At 73.6% G+C, this 17,258-nt stretch carries 13 protein-coding genes and 7 pseudogenes; 14 read left to right on the top strand and 6 right to left on the bottom strand.

Annotated features, from left to right (window positions below):
* Position 1: 1 nt before the first annotated feature.
* A pseudogene (locus MF408_RS19605) lies at positions 2-1,594 on the bottom strand (DUF429 domain-containing protein); the annotation flags it as partial.
* Between the two features lie 177 nt (positions 1,595-1,771).
* On the opposite strand from MF408_RS19605, the gene MF408_RS19610 reads away from it, so the two are divergent.
* Positions 1,772-2,938 (top strand): hypothetical protein, encoded by a 1,167-nt coding sequence (locus MF408_RS19610; protein WP_240249068.1) that lies wholly within the window; start codon positions 1,772-1,774, stop codon positions 2,936-2,938.
* 428 nt (positions 2,939-3,366) lie between these two features.
* Here the strand turns inward: MF408_RS19610 and MF408_RS19615 are convergent, their stop codons facing one another.
* The 4 genes from MF408_RS19615 to MF408_RS25910 form a co-directional block, all read right to left on the bottom strand.
* Complete coding sequence (locus MF408_RS19615) at positions 3,367-3,558, bottom strand: hypothetical protein (RefSeq protein WP_240249069.1); 192 nt, start codon at positions 3,556-3,558, stop codon at positions 3,367-3,369.
* A gap of 12 nt (positions 3,559-3,570) precedes the next feature.
* Complete coding sequence (locus tag MF408_RS19620; protein WP_240249070.1) at positions 3,571-5,082, bottom strand: acyl-CoA desaturase; 1,512 nt, start codon at positions 5,080-5,082, stop codon at positions 3,571-3,573.
* Between the two features lie 126 nt (positions 5,083-5,208).
* Positions 5,209-6,144: a hypothetical protein gene (locus MF408_RS19625; RefSeq protein WP_240249071.1), complete on the bottom strand. Its 936-nt coding sequence runs from the start codon at positions 6,142-6,144 to the stop codon at positions 5,209-5,211.
* 47 nt (positions 6,145-6,191) lie between these two features.
* Complete coding sequence (locus MF408_RS25910; protein ID WP_275693237.1) at positions 6,192-6,746, bottom strand: hypothetical protein; 555 nt, start codon at positions 6,744-6,746, stop codon at positions 6,192-6,194.
* Positions 6,747-7,146: 400 nt separating this feature from the next.
* Here MF408_RS25910 and MF408_RS19635 point away from each other — a divergent pair.
* The 8 genes and pseudogenes from MF408_RS19635 to MF408_RS19670 form a co-directional block, all read left to right on the top strand.
* Positions 7,147-8,268, top strand: a pseudogene (locus MF408_RS19635) (ABC transporter ATP-binding protein); the annotation flags it as partial.
* A gap of 139 nt (positions 8,269-8,407) precedes the next feature.
* Complete coding sequence (locus MF408_RS19640) at positions 8,408-8,749, top strand: hypothetical protein (RefSeq protein WP_240252071.1); 342 nt, start codon at positions 8,408-8,410, stop codon at positions 8,747-8,749.
* 179 nt (positions 8,750-8,928) lie between these two features.
* Positions 8,929-9,633: pseudogene (locus MF408_RS19645) on the top strand (ABC transporter ATP-binding protein); the annotation flags it as partial.
* A gap of 292 nt (positions 9,634-9,925) precedes the next feature.
* A complete protein-coding gene (locus MF408_RS19650; RefSeq protein WP_240252073.1) occupies positions 9,926-10,561 on the top strand; it encodes an ATP-binding cassette domain-containing protein in 636 nt (211 codons plus the stop codon).
* 24 nt (positions 10,562-10,585) lie between these two features.
* A pseudogene (gene hisI / locus MF408_RS19655) lies at positions 10,586-10,925 on the top strand (phosphoribosyl-AMP cyclohydrolase).
* Positions 10,926-10,992: 67 nt separating this feature from the next.
* Positions 10,993-11,583 (top strand): Trp biosynthesis-associated membrane protein, encoded by a 591-nt coding sequence (locus MF408_RS19660; protein ID WP_240252075.1) that lies wholly within the window; start codon positions 10,993-10,995, stop codon positions 11,581-11,583.
* A 39-nt stretch (positions 11,584-11,622) separates the two neighbouring features.
* Entirely contained in the window at positions 11,623-11,823 is a 201-nt protein-coding gene (locus tag MF408_RS19665; protein WP_240249072.1) for an HGxxPAAW family protein, read from the top strand.
* A gap of 2 nt (positions 11,824-11,825) precedes the next feature.
* Positions 11,826-12,245, top strand: coding sequence for a DUF2752 domain-containing protein (locus MF408_RS19670; RefSeq protein WP_240249073.1), 420 nt, complete (start codon positions 11,826-11,828; stop codon positions 12,243-12,245).
* Between the two features lie 22 nt (positions 12,246-12,267).
* Here MF408_RS19670 and MF408_RS19675 read toward each other — a convergent pair whose 3' ends face one another.
* Positions 12,268-12,516 (bottom strand): DUF4190 domain-containing protein, encoded by a 249-nt coding sequence (locus tag MF408_RS19675; protein WP_240249074.1) that lies wholly within the window; start codon positions 12,514-12,516, stop codon positions 12,268-12,270.
* A gap of 308 nt (positions 12,517-12,824) precedes the next feature.
* On the opposite strand from MF408_RS19675, the gene trpC reads away from it, so the two are divergent.
* The 5 genes and pseudogenes from trpC to lgt all read left to right on the top strand — a co-directional run bounded on the left by trpC (position 12,825) and on the right by lgt (position 17,252).
* Positions 12,825-13,607, top strand: coding sequence for an indole-3-glycerol phosphate synthase TrpC (gene trpC / locus MF408_RS19680; protein ID WP_240249075.1), 783 nt, complete (start codon positions 12,825-12,827; stop codon positions 13,605-13,607).
* A 59-nt stretch (positions 13,608-13,666) separates the two neighbouring features.
* Positions 13,667-14,840, top strand: a pseudogene (gene trpB / locus MF408_RS19685) (tryptophan synthase subunit beta).
* Entirely contained in the window at positions 14,837-15,670 is an 834-nt protein-coding gene (gene trpA, locus MF408_RS19690; protein ID WP_240249076.1) for a tryptophan synthase subunit alpha, read from the top strand. Before trpB ends, trpA begins: the two are co-directional and overlap by 4 nt.
* Before the next feature lie 37 nt (positions 15,671-15,707).
* Positions 15,708-16,127, top strand: a pseudogene (locus tag MF408_RS19695) (SCO family protein); the annotation flags it as partial.
* A 214-nt stretch (positions 16,128-16,341) separates the two neighbouring features.
* Positions 16,342-17,252: pseudogene (gene lgt, locus MF408_RS19700) on the top strand (prolipoprotein diacylglyceryl transferase).
* Positions 17,253-17,258 lie beyond the last annotated feature (6 nt).

The raw sequence follows: 17,258 nt of genomic DNA on the forward strand, positions 1-17,258 counted from the left end.
TCTGCACCTGAGCGGTGTGGCCGCGCAGCACGTCGTACGCCGGCTCGGTCTCCTGCTCCTCGTCGAGGCTCACCAGCAGGTGGCGGCTGGCGTAGCCGAACCGGCCCTCGCTCGCCGTCTCCTGGCCGAGGTCGCGGTCGTCGTGCACGACGACCTGGTCGTCGAGCAGGTCGACCACTGCCTGCACGTCGCTGTGCACGTAGGTGATGACCCGAACACCGATCTGGTCGGTGATCTCGGTGAGCGGGTCGGCGTAGGTCGGCCGGCCGTCGACGGTGCGCGCGGCCTTGGCGGCGAACGACGCGATCGACTTCGCGCGGCCGCTGACCGTCAGGTAGTTGATGCCGGCGTCGTCGAGGACCGACGTCACCAGCTCCACGAACAGGTCGGCGGCCCGCCGCAGCTCGGGGTGGCGCTCGGCGTACTCCCGCACCGCCGCGCCTGGGTCCCGGGCCTCGGGCTGCGTGCCCCTGCCGCGCGGCGTCGGCACCAGGTCGTGGGGGAGGGCCGGGGTGACGATGTAGCCGGTCTGGAGGTCCCCGTACGTCGTGGTGAGGTCGGGTCGCCGGGTGGCGAAGAGCCCGATGTAGGCGCAGACGACGGCGTCGACCTGGTCCTCGACCGCCCGCAGCTCGCTCTTGCGGCCCGCCCGCTCGACCGCGGTGCGCAGCAGCCGCCAGGGCCGCGGTCCGCCGGGCTCCTGCGGCCGGCCGTCGACCAGGAGCGGGGGATCGGCGGTGGCGAGCCCCTCGAGCAGGCCGACCAGCACGAGCAGCTCGGCGCGCAGCTGCTCGAGGTCGCGGCCGGACTTGTGCTTGTACTTCAGCGTCCGCCCGAGGTGGAACAGCGCGATCGTCGCGGGGTGCGGGTAGACCTCGATCGCCCGGCGCGGCCGGTTGGACCGGGGGTCGATGTCGAGGCCGAGCCGCGCCGCGATCCGGGCCCCGCGCGGCTGGTCGCGGAACTCCGGCTTGCCGGTGTTGGACGGGTGTGCGCCGGCGTCGAACCGGGCGAAGTCCTTGTTGAGCGCTGCCTCCGCGGGCCGGCTGCCGGTCGGGTTGGCCACCACCAGGGGGTGCGTCGATCGCGACCAGGCAGTCCCCGTCGGTGTAGGGCGCGATCGCGTCGACCACCTCGTCGTCGGTCTGCGCGGCCGACACGTGCACCAGGTGGCCGTCGGCGTCGAGGACGGCAATGCCGGTGGGCCTGCGGTCGCCCCATGCGAGGTCGACACCGACGAAGTGCATGCCCGAAGACTGCCGTACGGCGGGGCGCCGTACCACCTGGCGGCGTCGCCCTTGACACGTCCGCAGCGAGTCGGTTGAGTGTGCCGGCCGTCACTGTTCCACGCTGTTCGACGATGTCGAGGGCAGGCTGCGAGGTCTGAGCGCCGGCGACCCGACCCTGCCCTCCCTGGTCCGTGCCGATCCCGACCGGACCCGTCCCGTGCCCGCCGGCTGCTGCCGCGCGGGGCGCGAGAAAGGCTCAGTGATGAGACTCCGTCGAGCAGCAGCAGTGCTGGTGGCGACCCTGACCGGAGGCCTCGCCGTCGGCGGCCTGACCGCGCCGCCGACCGCGGCGGCGCCCACCGCATCGGCCCCCCTCGGCCGCGGCCGCATCGGCCGCGGCCGAGGATCACAGCGCGGACGACGAGCACTGGTTCACGGCGTGGACCCAGTCGATCCAGCGCCGGTCCGGCCTGACCTTCACCAACCGGACCCTCCGCCAGGTCAGCCGGCTGAGCCAGGGCGGTGACAAGATCCGGCTGCGGTTGGAGAACTCCTTCGGCAACGCGCCGATGGTGGTGGACCAGACGACCGTCGGTCTCGCCGGCACCGGCGCCGCCGTGGTGCCGGGCTCGCTCGAGACGGTGATGTTCAACGGCAGCCCGAGCATCACGATCCCCGCCGGCGGCATGGTGTGGAGCGACCCGCTCGACTACACCGTCGAGGCGCAGGACGACCTCATGGTGTCGCTCTACCTGCAGAACGCCACGGTGACGACGCTGCACGACCGCGCCGGCCGCACGAACTGGTTCGCGCCCAACGGCGGCGGCAACCACACGCTGTCGGAGTCGGCCGCGCCGTTCAACGAGACCCACGGCTGGAGCTACATCGTCGGCGCGATCGACGTCCACAACGAGGACCTCGCCGGCACCGTCGTCACCTACGGCAGCTCGGTCGTCGACGGCAACGGGTCGGAGAGCTGCGGCCCCGGCTGCTCCGAGCCCAACCCCTACATGCGCTGGACCGACATCGTCTCGCGCCGCATCCAGTCCGAGCTGCCCGCCGACAGCCAGCTGGCGATCGTCAACGCCGGCATCGCAGGCACCACGGCGTCCCCGGCCTGCGGCTCCGGCGGCATCGACGGCGTGTCCCGGTTGAGCCGCGACGTGCTCGAGCTGACCGGCGTCACCGCGCTCATCTACTACTACGGCACCAACGACCTCGCCAACCTCAACAACGGCAGCGGCTGCAGCGCGGAGGCGCTGACGTCGAGCATGCGCGCCACCTTCGCCGAGCTGCGCGCCGCCGGCATCGACGTGTTCGTCACCCCCGGTGACGCCGCGGCCCGGCTACACGTTCTTCCAGAACCAGCGGCGCAGCGAGATCAACGCGTTCATCCGCGCGGGCGGGGGACTGCTCGGGCACCTGCGACGGGGTCGTCGACTTCGACGCCGCGCTGCGCGACCCGGGCAACCCCAACATCATCCGCCCGGCGTACGACCTCGACGGGCTGCACGTCAACACGCTGGGCCAGCAGGCGCTGGCCGCGGCGGTGCCGCTGGCGCCGCTGGTCGAGGCCGGCGCCCCCGAGTTCACGAGCCCGGCACCCGAGGCGGCCTCGCTCGGTGAGCCGTACTCCTACCAGCTCACCGCCACCGGCCGCCCCGCGCCGACGTACGCCGTCACCGACGGCGACCTGCCGGACGGCCTGACCCTCGACGCCGAGACCGGCGCGATCTCCGGTGTCCCGACCGAGCGCGGAGCGAGCGCCTTCACGGTCGAGGCGCGCAACCCTGCCGGTGCGACCGGGCTCGACGTCGTCCTCGACGTGCTCGCCGGACCGGTGTTCACCAGCGGCGAGCCGCCGGCGGGCCACGTGGGCGTCCCCCTACGAGTTCGCCGTCGAGGCGACCGGTCACCCCGCGCCGACGTACGCCGTCACCGACGGCGCGCTGCCCGCCGGCCTGAGCCTCGATGCCGAGACAGGACTGATCGCGGGCATCCCGACCGCGGCCGGCTCCTTCCCCGTGACGGTGGAGGCCGGCAACGGCGCGGGCACCGACATCACGACGTCGTTCACGCTGACCGTCGCGGCGGCGGTGTCGGCGACCGTCGCGACCCTCGCCGACTCCTCGGTGCGTTACGGGGCCCGCACGACCGTGCGCGCGGTCGTCTTCGGGTCGGGCGCCGCGGCGCCCGAGGGCACGGTCGTGCTGCGTGCCGGCTCCACCTCGCTCGGCAGCGGCTCGCTGGTCGCCGACGGTGACGTGCCCGGCATGTCGGTCGCGACCATCACCGTCGCGCCGCGGGCCCTGCGGCCGGGCGTGCACACGCTCTCGGTCAGCTACGACGGCGGCCCCGGGATGCTGGCGTCGAGCGACACCGCCCGGCTCACCGTCGAGCGGGCCGTCGCCCGGGTCAGCGCCACCCTGCGGCCCCGGAAGCTGACCGCCGCCAAGCGCGGCACGCTCGTGGTCACGGTGCGCGCTCCCGGCTTCACCGCGCCCGGCGGCAAGGTCGTGGTCACCGACGGCGGCCGCAAGGTCGGCACGGCGCGGGTGGCGGCCAACGGCAAGGCCCGCGTGCGCCTGGCGCGGCTGGGCGCCGGCAGGCACACCCTGGTCGTCACCCACCGCGGCTCCGCGCTCGTCGAGCCGGGTGCCACGACGAAGGTGCGGGCGAAGGTGAAGCGGCGGTAGCCGGTTCTCGCGCGCGGCGCGGCACGCACCGCGCCGCGCGCGGGGCGCCGGGGGCCTACGCCGCCGCCGGCCTGAGCAGCTTCCCGAGCTGGGGGGAGCAGGTTGCGGCGGTTGGTCTCCTCGAGCCACCCGTTGGGGAGGGAGAGCCGCACCACCTTGTGCCAGGCGGAGTAGACCTGCGGGACGAGCGGCCGGGAGCAGTAGGCGAGGCCGTACTTCTCGAAGACCGCGCGCACCTTGGGCGCGATCTCGCCGTACCGGTTGCTCGGCAGGTCGGGGAAGAGGTGGTGCTCGATCTGGTGGGAGAGGTTGCCGGTGAGGACGTGCATCAGCCTCGATCCGGAGATGTCGGCCGAGCCGAGCATCTGGCGCAGGTACCAGTCACCGCGCTCCTCGGTCGGGTCGAGCTCGTCGAGCTCGAACACCTCGACCCCCTCGGGGAAGTGACCGCACATGATCACCGAGTGCGACCACAGGTTGCGGGTCAGGTTGGCGACGGCACCTGCGGCCAGGGTCGAGCGCCACGAGCGGAGCGAGAGCGCCGGCCAGACGACGTAGTCCTTCGCGACCTGCTTGGCCGCGCGCTTCAGCGTCTTCCGCAGCTCCTTCCGCTTCGCCGGCGACATCTTCCGCTTCTCGCGGAGGTGGTCGCCGAGGTCGAGGTCGTACATCGCGATGCCCCACTCGAAGATGCAGGCGGTGACCAGGTTCCACACCGGCTGCACCAGGTGACGGGGCCGCCACTCCTGCGCCTCGTCGACGCGCATGATCCCGTAGCCGAGGTCGTTGTCGTGGCCGACGATGTTGGTGAACGTGTGGTGCACCTGGTTGTGCGCCCGCTGCCACTGCTCGGGCGGCGAGGCGTGGTCCCACTCCCAGGTGGCGGAGTGGATCTTGGGGTCGCGCATCCAGTCCCACTGGCCGTGGAGGACGTTGTGCCCGATCTCCATGTTGTCGAGGATCTTCGCGAGCGAGAGCCCGACCGTGCCGACCAGCCACGCCGCCTTGTTGCGGCTGCCGAGGAGCACGACCCGGCTGCCGAGCTCGAGGGCCCGTTGCACGGCGATCACCCGCCGGATGTACGCCGCGTCTCGCTCGCCGCGGCTGTCCAGGACCTCCTGGCGCAGGGCGTCGAGCTCCTCGCCGAGCGCGATCACCTGCGCGCGGGTCAGGCCGCCGGGGGGCGGGAGGTGGGGCGGCGGTGCGCTCGGGCGCGGTCGAGGACAGTGCGGTCACGACAGGGCAGTACCCAACCCGGTCCCGTTCACCTGACTCCCGGGACCTCAGCGGGTCCGGACGCCGATCCCGTCGATGGTCACCGGCTGCCTGCTCGTGGTGGTGATGGTGAGCCGCCCGGAGCGGGCCTTCTTCCACCTGCCGAGACGGAACAGCTGGCGGTGCGTGGTCCGCGGGTGGCCGAGGTCGAGGGAGACCCGCTGGAGCACCCGGTTGCCGAGCCGAACGACGACCGTGCCCGACCGGCCTGACGTCGACGCGACCAGCACGAGCTCGCGAGCGCCGCGGACCTGGTAGGTCAGCGTCGCGCCCTTGCGCCGGGCGGTCAGAGCGCTGCCGCGGTAGCCCCTCGCCACCTGCTTGCGCACCCAGCCGCGCGACCGCTTGAACACCCTGTCGTCGTGCGGGACGGTCCAGACCGCCTTCGCGGGAGTGGTGTCGGGGATGCCCCACGTCGGCTCGGTGGCGGCGACGCTGAAGACGTGGCTGCCCGGCTTGCCGACCGGGAGCCTCACGCCGTCGGCGCCGCACTCGAGCGGGCGCCCGTCGACCGCGCACGCAAAGGAGGTGTCGGGGTGGCTCGAGGCGTAGGCGAAGCGCGCCTTGCCGCCGAGCAGCCATGGCCGCGGGTAGTCCATCAGCATCGTCTGCGGCCGCGCCTCGTCCCAGCTGATCACCACCCGCGGGTCGCCGGTGCCGCTGGTGACCGAGGCGGTCGTGGGGTACGACGAACCGGCTCCGCCTCCGCCGCCGTCGCCGGACTCCCCGTTGTCGCTGCCGCCGGAGCCGCCCGAGCCGCCGCCACCGCGCCCGATCGGCGTCCAGCCGCCGCCTCCGCCGCCGCTGTGACCACCGGCTGCTCCGGAGACCCCGTCCGCGCCCGCACCCGTGGAGTCCGCGTTGTTGCCGGGCAGCCCGTTGAGGGGACGTCCCGACGCCGGGGGACCCGCCGTTGCCGCCCAGGTCGCTGCCGGCACCGCCACCCTGGCCGTCGACGATCGCGCTGCCGCCATCGGCGCCGTCCCGGTCGTCAGTGCCGGCGTCGCCGCCGTCGCCCCCTTCGTGGTCGGCTGTCACGCCGCCGCCCCCCGCCGCCCGCTGCGGCGACCAGCACCTCGAAGGTCGACGCGACCTCGACCGACGACACTCCGCCGCCGCCACCGCCGTAGGTGTCGCCCGAGCCCCCTCCGTGGCCGCCGCCGAAGCCACCGCCCAAGCGGCCGTCGGCGTTGCCGCCGATGTTGAGCCTGAGGGACGTGCCCGGCGCGACGGTTCCAGCCGGGTCGATCTGGATGTCGTGCGTGACGACGGCCCCGGCTCCGCCCGCGGAGGTCGGGACCCCGTCGCGCATCCCGGGCGCACCGGCGCCGCCCTCGACGACGACCCGCATCGACGGCGCGTCCGGTGCCGGGAACACGGTGACCGTGGCCGGGTCGTCGTAGACGCAGGTGATGCGGGTGCCGACGGCCGTGCACTGCGCGTCCTCGTCGGCCGTCGCCGGCGGTGCCGGCCCGACCAGCGGTGGCAGCGTCACGGCGGCGAGCGCCAGCGTGATCGCGGTGGGCAGGACTCGGCGAGCGCGCATGGCGCCTCCTCGGAGGGGAGCGGGGCGCACCCGTCGTTCGGTGCGCGCGTCACGTATACCGCAGATCGGCTTCCCGTGGGCGGAAGCCCGCAACCTGGATGCCGATCGATCCCGTGCCGGGGAATAGGCTGTCCCTCTTGCCCGGTTGCGACCGGGGACAAAGGAGGAGCAGGGCCGGGTGGCGGACGAGCGAAGCGACAGCGGGACGACGTGGGCGGGGTTCGGCGTCCTCTGGGTGGCGATCAAGCGTGAGCCCTGGATCTTCACCCTCTCCACCCTCGGCAGCCTCCTCTTCGGCGCGCTGACCGTCGCGGACGCCTGGGTGCTCGGGTGGGCGACCGACCACGTGGTGCTGCCGGCGTTCCGCGACGGCGAGGTGGACGGCAACCTGCTGTGGGCGGTGCTCGCGCTGTTCCTCGGCGTCGCGATCCTGCGGGCGGTCGGCATCGTGGCCCGGCGGCTCGGGGCGGGCGTCATGCAGTACCGGATGCAGGCCAGCACCCGGCGCGCGGTGACCCGGCAGTACCTCCGGCTGCCGATGTCGTGGCACCAGCGGCACCCGACGGGCGAGCTGCTCTCCAACGCCAACTCCGACGTCGAGGCGGCCTGGGGGCCGATCGCGCCGCTGCCGATGGCCGTCGGGACGGTCGCGATGATGGTGATCGCCGTCGCGCAGATGTTCTTCGCCGACCTGGTGCTGGCCCTGGTGGGGCTGCTGGTGTTCCCCGTGGTGATCGCGACCAACATCGTCTACCAGAACCTCGCCCAGGGCTGGGCGACCCGGGCGCAGCAGCTGCGCGCCGAGCTCAGCGAGATCGCCCACGAGTCCTTCGACGGTGCGATGGTCGTCAAGACCCTCGGCCGCGAGCCGGAGGAGACGGCCCGGTTCCGGGCCAAGGCGCTCGAGCTCCGCGAGGCCAACACCCGGGTCGGCCGGATCCGCGCGGCGTTCGACCCGACCCTGGCCGCGCTGCCGAACCTGGCGGTGTTGGTCGTCCTCGTCGTGGGCGTCAGCCGCGTGGTCTCGGGCGCCACCGACGCGGGCGACGTCGTGACCGTCGCCTACCTGCTCACCGTCGTGTCGTTCCCGATCCGCTCGATCGGCTGGCTGCTCGGCGAGTTCCCGCGCAGCGTCGTCGGCTTCCGGCGCGTCTCGGCCGTGCTCCGCGCCACGGGCTCGATGGAGCACGGCGACGCCCCTGCCCCGGCCGCGACCGGCGGCGCCCGGCTGGAGGTCGACCGCCTCCGCTACGGCTACCGCGCCGACCGCCCGCTGCTGCGGGACCTGTCGTTCACCGTCGAGCCCGGCCGCACGGTGGCGCTCGTCGGCGCCACGGCGTCGGGGAAAAGCACCCTGACCACCCTCCTCACCCGCCTGGTCGACGTCGACGCCGGCAGCATCCGGCTCGACGGTGTCGACGTCCGCGACCTGGCCCGCGGCGAGCTGGCCGAGGTGATGGCCGTCGTGCCGCAGACGCCGTTCCTCTTCGACGACACCGTCCGCGGCAACGTGACCCTCGGCGCCGACGTCACCGACGACGACGTGTGGGAGGCGCTGCGCACCGCGCAGGCCGACGGGTTCGTCGCCGCGCTGCCCGCGGGTCTCGACACCCGGCTGGGGGGAGCGCGGCACCTCCCTCTCCGGCGGCCAGCGGCAGCGGATCTCCCTCGCCCGGGCGCTCGTACGACGGCCGCGGCTGCTCGTGCTCGACGACGCCACCTCCGCGGTCGACCCGGAGGTCGAGGCCCGCATCCTCGCGGCGCTGCGGACCCACGGGCACGACGCGACGCTCGTGGTCGTCGCCTACCGCAAGGCCACGATCGGGCTCGCCGACGAGGTGCTGTTCCTCGCCGACGGCGCGATCGTCGACCGCGGCCCCCACGACCAGCTGGTCGCGACCAACCCCGACTACGCCGAGCTGGTCAACGCCTACGAGACGGAGCAGTCGGGGCAGTCGGGGCAGTCGGGGCAGTCGGAGCACGCCGAGCAGGTGGCGCCGTGAGCACCAGCACCGTCAACAGCACCCGGATGGAGACCGGCGAGGACATCGGCGCCTGGGAGACCATCCGCCGCGGCGTGCACCACTCGCCCGAGCTGGTCGACGGCATCTGGAAGACCCTCGGCCTGGCCGTCCTCGCGTCGGTCGGCCAGGTCGTCGTACCGATCGCCGTCCAGCAGACCATCGACCGCGGCCTGCGCGGCTCCGACGGACCCGACCTCGGCTTCACGACCTGGATGGCCGTGCTCGCCGCCGCGGCGATCGTGCTCACCAGCTGGGCGTCGTTCGCGATGACCTCGCGACTGTTCGCCACCTCCGAGCGCGGGCTCGCGACGCTGCGGGTCAAGGCGTTCCGCCACGTCCACGACCTGCCGCTGCTGACCCAGAACACCGAGCGCCGCGGCGCCCTCGTCTCCCGGGTGACCAGCGACGTCGACCAGGTGAGCCAGTTCCTCGTCTTCGGGGGCCTGCTCTTCGTCGTCAGCATCGGGCAGGTCCTGATCGCGACCGTCGTCATGATCGTCTACAGCTGGCAGCTGGCGCTCGTCGTCTGGCTGTGCTTCGCGCCGCTCTTCCTCAGCCTGCGCTACTTCCAGCGCAAGCTGTCCGCCGCCTACGGCATCGTCCGCCAGCAGGTCGGCGGCATGCTGTCGGCGATCTCCGAGCCCGTCGTCGGAGCCGCCGTGGTCCGCTCCTACGCCGTCGAGGCCCGCACCCAGGCGCGGATCGACGACGCGATCGCCAAGCACCAGGCGGCCTCGACCCGGGCGCAGGGGTTCACCGCGTTCTCGTTCTCCCTCGGCGGCATCTCGGCGGGGCTGGCCAACGCCGGGGTGCTGATCGTCGGCATCTGGCTGGGCGTCCACGGCTGGCTCGGCGGCGGAGGCATCACCGCCGGCCAGGTGCTCGCGTTCGCGTTCCTCGTCACGCTGTTCGTCGGCCCGGTCCAGATGGGCACGCAGATCCTCACCGACGCGCAGAACGCGATCGCCGGCTGGCGCCGCGTCATCGGCATCCTCGACACGCCGGCCGACCTGGTCGACCCCGGTCCGGAGGGGCAGGTGCTGCCCGACCGGGCGGTCGACGTGCGGTTCGAGGGCGTCGGCTTCGCCTACCCCGGCGGGCCGCCCGTGCTGGTCGACATCGACCTCGACATCCCCCGCCGGCCGGCGGGTCGCCGTGGTCGGGGAGACCGGCTCCGGGAAGTCGACCATCGCCAAGCTGCTCACCCGGCTGATGGACCCCTCGGCGGGGCGCGTGCTGCTCGACGGCATCGACCTGCGCGACATCTCCGAGGCGTCGCTGCGCTCCAGCGTCGTGCTGGTGCCGCAGGAGGGCTTCCTGTTCGACGACACCCTGGCCGCGAACGTGCGCTACGGCCGGCTCGACGCCAGCGAGGCGGAGATCGTCTCCGCGGCCCAGGAGCTCGGCCTCGGCGACTGGGTCGACGGCCTGCCCGAGGGGCTCGCGACGCCGGTCGGCCAGCGCGGCGAGTCGCTGTCGGCGGGGGAGCGGCAGCTGGTGGCGCTGCTGCGGGCCCAGCTCGCCGACCCCGACCTGCTCGTCCTCGACGAGGCGACCAGTGCCGTCGACCCGCAGCTGGAGACCCGGATCGGTCGGGCCCTGGAGCGGCTGATGTCGGGGCGCACGTCGGTGACGATCGCCCACCGGCTGTCGACCGCCGAGGCCGCCGACGAGGTGGTCGTCGTCGACCGCGGCCGGATCGTCCAGCGCGGCCCGCACGCCGAGCTGGTGCGGCAGGAGGGGTCGGTCTACGCCGGACTGCACCGCTCCTGGGTCTCCCAGCACGGGTGACCGGGGCGCTGGGATACTGGCGGCATGCCTCTCGACCCCGCCATCGCCGACCGGCTGACCCGCACCGAGGCGGGCCTGTTCCCGGCGGTGGTGCAGCAGCACGACACCGGTGAGGTGCTCATGCTCGCGTGGATGGACGACGAGGCGCTGCACCGCACGCTGACGACCGGCCGGGCGACGTACTGGAGTCGCTCGCGGCAGGAGTACTGGGTCAAGGGCGAGACGTCCGGCCACCGCCAGCACGTCCGGGAGGTCCGGCTCGACTGCGACGGCGACACCGTGCTGCTCAAGGTCGACCAGGAGGGGCCCGGCGTGCCACACCGGCACCCGCACCTGCTTCGACGACGGGCTCCTGCGTGGCTGACCGGGCCGGACCGGGCGAGGCGCCGGTCGGGGCGACGACCGACCCCCGCCGCCGCACGTTCGGGCGGGTGGCGCTGGCGGGCCTGGCCACGACCGGGCTCACCGCGTTCGCCGGCCACCAGCCGATGATCCGCGTGCCCGAGGAGCAGCTCGACCGGGCGGGGGCGATGTCGGTCGCCGGTCAGGAGCTGAGCCAGGCCGAGTTCCCGCTCGCGGGCGCGCTGGCGCTGGTCGCGCTCGCCTGCTGGGGGGCGCTCCTCGTGACCCGCGGCGTCGTACGCCGGGCCGTGGCGGTCCTCGCCGCGCTCGCGACCGCCGGGGTGCTGGTGGTCGTCGCCGTCGGCGGCTTCGTGCAGCGCGACGACGCCCGTGACGACTTCGTCGACCAGGTCGGGCTGACCGGCGCGGGCGGCGACCGGTTCACCATGGAGCTCACGGCCTGGTTCTGGGTCGCCCTCGCCGGGTCCGCGCTCGCGCTCGCCGCCGCGGTGGCCGCCGTGCGCCTGGCGCCGTGGTGGCCCGAGATGGGCAGCCGGTACGACGCCCCGGCCGCGCAGGAGCCCGGCTCCGCCGACGCTCCCGCCGAGGAGCGGACCAACCTCGACCTGTGGAAGTCGCTCGACGAGGGTGACGATCCCACGACCGGCCCCGTCTCCTAGACTTCATCCGACCCTGCGCGACCTCAGAGGAGCACCTGCATGTCTGACAACCACGGCAACACCCCCGCGGCCTGGACGGCTGTCGTAGTGGGCCTGCTCGGATTCGTGGTGGGTGCGGTCGGCCTGATGCTCGACCCCGTCAGCATGGTGGTCTTCTGGGTCGGCGCCGCGATCGTCGTGCTCGCCGGTGTGGTGTTCGTCGTGATGGACAAGCTCGGGCTGCACCAGTCGGGCCACTGACGGTGCCCACCGCGGTCGCCTCCCGCGGGCGCCGGCTGGTCGCGCCGGCGCTGGTGACGGGTGGGCTGGCGGCGGCCGTCGTCGCGCTGCACCTGCGCGACCCGCACGACCAGGGGTCGTGGGGCGTGTGCCCCAGCTACTCGATGTTCGGGATCTACTGCCCCGGCTGCGGCGGCCTGCGCGGCGTCAACGACCTCAGTAACCTGCGGCTGGTCGACGCCGCGTCGAGCAACCTGGTGCTCGTCGTCGTGGCGCCGTTCGTGCTGTGGCTGATCGGCCGGTGGGCCCTCGCCCGCTGGCGAGGGGAGCGGTGGGAGCTGTCGGCGACCACGATGAACGCCTCGGCGGTGCTGCTCGCGGTCGGGCTGGTGGTCTTCACCGTGCTCCGCAACACCACGGCGGGGTCCTGGCTCGCGCCCTGAACCCCGCCGTGGCCGACGACCGTCAGATGTCGTTGTAGTAGAAGTCGAACGCCCCGGTGGCGAAGAGGATCCAGATCAGGATGCTCGCCAGGATGCCGAGGACACCGGTGATCAGCGCGGCGAGGGCCATCCCGCCGCCCTTCTTCTGGCCCGAGTCGGTCTCCTTCTTGCCGAGGAAGCCGAGCACGACGGCCGCGATCGAGAAGATGAAGCAGCCCCACAGGCACGGGATCAGGCCGAGGATGCCGAGGACGAGGCCGATGATCGCCATGACCGAGTTCTGCTGGGGCTGGCCGCCGCCGTAGGGCTGGCCGCCGTAGGGCTGCCCGCCGTAGGGCGGTTGGCCGCCGCCGCCGGGCGGAGGCGGCGGCGGGGGCGCCGTAGTTGGGGGGCTCGTTGTAGCTCACGTGGTGCCGTCCTTCTCCGAGGCGTCTCCCGGCCGTTCGCCGGGACGGGTGCCCCGACCGTATCGGCATCGTGGGACACTCGAAAGGACCACCGCCGTGCGTCGCGGGGAACCCGGGAGCCCGGGTCGGAGCCGCGGCGGAGCAGGCCGCAGGACGAGAAGGAGGAGGCCACGTGTCCGTCCTGGACGACATCGTCGCCGGGGTGCGCGAGGACCTCGCCGCCAGGGAGGCCGCGGTGCCGGCCGCGGAGCTGCGGGCGGCGCTCGCCGACGTCGACCCGCCGCGGGACCCGATGCCGCACTTCCGCGGCGCCGGCTCGAGCGTGATCGCGGAGGTCAAGCGGCGCAGCCCCAGCAAGGGCGACCTGGCCGACATCCCCGACCCTGCCGCCCTGGCGCGGGAGTACGCCGCGGGCGGCGCGGCCGCCATCAGCGTGCTCACCGAACGGCGCCGCTTCGGGGGCAGCCTCGACGACCTGCGCGCGGTGCGGGCAGCGGTGGACGTGCCGCTCCTGCGCAAGGACTTCATCGTCAGCGACTACCAGCTGCTCGAGGCCCGCGCCGCCGGCGGCGACCTCGCGCTGCTCATCGTCGCCGCGCTCGACGACGACACCCTGCGGCGGCTCCACGACACCGCGCGGGAGCTCGGGCTGACCGTGCTCGTCGAGGTCCACGACGAGGCCGAGACCGAGCGGGCGGTGGCGCTGGGCGCCGAGCTGGTCGGCGTCAACGCCCGCAACCTCAAGACCCTCGACGTCGACCCCGACGCGTTCGGCCGGCTCGCCCCGCTCGTCCCCGACGACCGGGTGCTGGTCGCCGAGTCGGGCATCGGCGGACCGACCGACGTGAAGCGCTTCGTCGCCGACGGCGCCCGCGTCGTCCTGGTCGGCGAGGCACTGGTGAAGGACGGCGCACCGCGCGAGGCGGTCGCCGCGATGACAGGAATCCAAGCGTGACCACCAAGTTCGACGCCGACCAGCACGGCTGGTACGCCGGCCACTTCGGCGGCCGGTTCATGCCCGAGGCGCTGATCGCCGCGCTCGACGAGCTCGACACCGCGTGGCAGGAGGCGATGGCCGACCCGGCGTTCCTCCGCGAGCTCGACCAGCTGCTGCAGAACTACGCCGGCGTGCCGAGCATGCTCTACGACGCGCACCGCCTCTCCGAGCGCGCGGGCGCGCGGATCCTGCTCAAGCGCGAGGACCTCAACCACACCGGCGCCCACAAGATCCGCAACGTGCTCGGCCAGGCGCTGCTCACCAAGCGGATGGGCAAGACGAGGGTGATCGCCGAGACCGGGGCCGGCCAGCACGGCGTCGCGTCGGCGACCGCGGCCGCCTACCTCGGGCTCGACTGCACGGTCTACATGGGGGAGGTCGACACCGAGCGGCAGGCGCTCAACGTCGCCCGCATGCAGCTGCTCGGCGCCGAGGTGGTCCCGGTGACGAGCGGCAGCCGCACGCTCAAGGACGCCATCAACGAGGCTCTCCGCGACTGGGTCGCGAGCGTCGACCGGACGGCGTACCTCTTCGGGACGGCGGCCGGGCCGCACCCGTTCCCCCAGCCTGGTGCTGAGCTTCGTCCGCGGCATCGGCGACGAGGCGCGCCGCCAGTGCCTCGACCTCACCGGCCGGCTGCCCGACGCCATCGCCGCCTGCGTGGGCGGCGGCTCCAACGCGATCGGCCTGTTCGCGGGCTTCCTCGACGACCCCGAGGTCGCGATCTACGGCTTCGAGGCGGGGGGCGACGGCGTCGAGACCGGTCGCCACGCCGCCACGATCTTCGCCGGCAGCATCGGGGTGCTCCACGGCGCCCGCACGTTCGTGCTGCAGGACGACGACGGCCAGACCGTCGAGTCGCACTCGATCTCCGCCGGCCTCGACTACCCGGGTGTCGGGCCGCAGCACGCCGGCCTCGCCGAGACCGGCCGGGCGACGTACCTCCCGGTGACCGACGCCGAGGCGATGGACGCGATGGCGCTGCTGGCGCGCACCGAGGGGATCATCCCGGCGATCGAGTCCGCGCACGCCGTCGCGGGCGCGCTGAAGGTGGCCGCGGAACGGCCGGGGGAGACGATCCTCGTCAACCTCAGCGGCCGCGGCGACAAGGACATGGGCACGGCGCTCGACTGGTTCGGTCTCGGCACGGCCGGCCCGTCGCCGGTCTCGGAGGAGGGTGAGGAGGCGTGAGCACCAGCGTCAGCGTCGCGTTCGAGAAGGCGCGGGCCGACGGCCGGGCGGCGCTGGTCGGCTACCTCCCGGCCGGGTTCCCCACCGTCGAGGGCGGCATCGCCGCCATGCGCACCATGGTCGAGGCCGGGTGCGACGTGATCGAGGTCGGCCTGCCCTACAGCGACCCGGTGATGGACGGCCCGACCATCCAGGCGGCCGCCCAGCAGGCGCTCGAGTCGGGCGTGCGGACCACCGACGTGCTGCGCACGGTCGAGGCGGTCGCCGCGACCGGCACGCCCACGCTGGTGATGACCTACTGGAACCCGGTCGAGAGCTACGGACGCGGAAGCGGTCGTAGCCGTGGGCGCAGTGGCGTCGACCGGTTCGCCCAGGACCTCCACGACGCCGGCGGCGCCGGGCTGATCACCCCCGACCTGACGCCGGACTTCGCGCCGGAGTGGATCGCCGCCGCCGACGCGCGCGACCTCGACAAGGTGTTCCTCGTCGCCCCCTCGTCGACCGACGAGCGGATCGCGATGACGACGGCGGCGTGCCGCGGCTTCGTTTACGCGACGGCGGTCATGGGCGTCACCGGTGCGCGGGAGTCGACCAGCGACCTCGCCGGCCCGCTCGTCGCGCGCACGAAGGCCGTGACCGACCTGCCGGTGGGCGTCGGCCTCGGCGTGAGCAACGGCGCGCAGGCCGCCGAGGTGGCGGCGTACGCCGACGGCGTGATCGTCGGATCGGCGTTCGTGCGCGCCCTTCTCGACCACCCGGGCGACGAGGCCGCCGGCCTCCGCGCGCTCGCCGCCCTCACCGAGGACCTCGCGGGCGGCGTACGTGGCTGACCCCCGACGTCGCCTCCTCGCGGCCGCCCTGGGCGCCGTGCTCCTCCTCACGGCCTGCGGCGGCGACGAGCCCGCCGAGTTCACCGGCACCCGGCTCGACCGCCCCTACCAGGCGCCGACGATCGCGCTCACCGACACCGGCGGCGAGTCGTTCTCGATCGCCGCCGACACCGACAAGCCGCTGACCCTGGTCTTCTTCGGCTACACCAACTGCCCCGACATCTGCCCGCTGGTGATGAACAACATCGCCGCGGGCCTGCAGCGCCTCGACGACGACGAGCGCGACCAGGTGGACATGGTGTTCGTGACCACCGACCCCGAGCGCGACGACGAGACGGTGGTGCGGGAGTACCTCGACGGCTACGACGAGAGCTTCATCGGCCTCACCGGCGACCTCGACGACATCGTCGCCGCCGGCGACCCCCTCCATCTCTACGTCAACGACGGCCAGAAGCTGCCCAGCGGTGGCTACGATCTCGGCGGGCACTCGACGTTCGTCCTCGGCATCGACGAGGACGACGAGGCCGTGGTGGTCTGGAACCAGGGAGACCTCCGCCGTCGAGCTCGCCGACGACATCCAGACGCTGCTAGACGAGGACTGACCGGTGCTCCCAGACCTGCTCGCCGCCGCCATCCCGAGCCCGGAGCAGGGGGTGTGGGAGATCGGCCCGGTGCCCCTCCGCGGCTACGCCCTCTGCATCATCCTCGGCATCGTCGCCGCCATCTGGATCGGCGAGCGCCGGTGGGTGGCGCGCGGCGGCCGGCCCGGCGACGTGCAGGACATCGCCATCTGGGCGGTGCCGTTCGGCATCGTCGGCGCCCGGATCTACCACGTCGCGACCGACTGGGGCCGCTACTTCGGTGAGGGCAACAACCCGGTCACCGCCCTCTACGTCTGGCGCGGCGGTCTCGGCATCTGGGGCGGCATCGCCCTCGGCGCGCTCGGCGCCTACCTCGGCTGCCGGGCCAAGGGCCTCCGGTTCCCCCGGTGCTCGACGCGCTCGCGCCGGGGCTGCTCGTCGCGCAGGCGATCGGCCGGTGGGGCAACTGGTTCAACCAGGAGCTCTACGGCCGTCCGACCGACCTCCCGTGGGGGCTCGAGATCGACCGCGAGCACTTCAGCAGCGCCTACGAGGCCCAGCAGGAGGCAGCCGGCAACGCGCTGCCCACGCTCGGTCAGTGCAGCGCCGACCCCGGCCTCGAGGGCTGCGTCGCGACGTTCCACCCGACGTTCCTCTACGAGTGCATCTGGAACCTCGCCGCCTTCGCGCTGATCATCTGGCTCGACCGCCGGTTCCGCATCGGCCACGGGCGGGTGATGGCTCTCTACGTCATGGCCTACACCGCGGGTCGGGGCTGGATCGAGGCGTTGCGCATCGACGACGTCCAGTACGACGACGTGCTGGGGCTGCGGTTCAACGTCTGGACCTCGATCGTCCTGTTCGCGGCCGCCGCGGCGTACTTCGTCTGGTCGAGCCGGCGCCACCCGGGCCGCGAGGAGAGCGTCCACCGCGACGGCGCGGCCCCGGACGGCGAGTCGGAGGAGGAGCGCGAGGACGCGAGCGCGTCCACCGACGACTGAGGCGTG

The organism is Nocardioides sp. TF02-7, from assembly GCF_022437945.1.
GTDB lineage: Bacteria > Actinomycetota > Actinomycetes > Propionibacteriales > Nocardioidaceae > Nocardioides.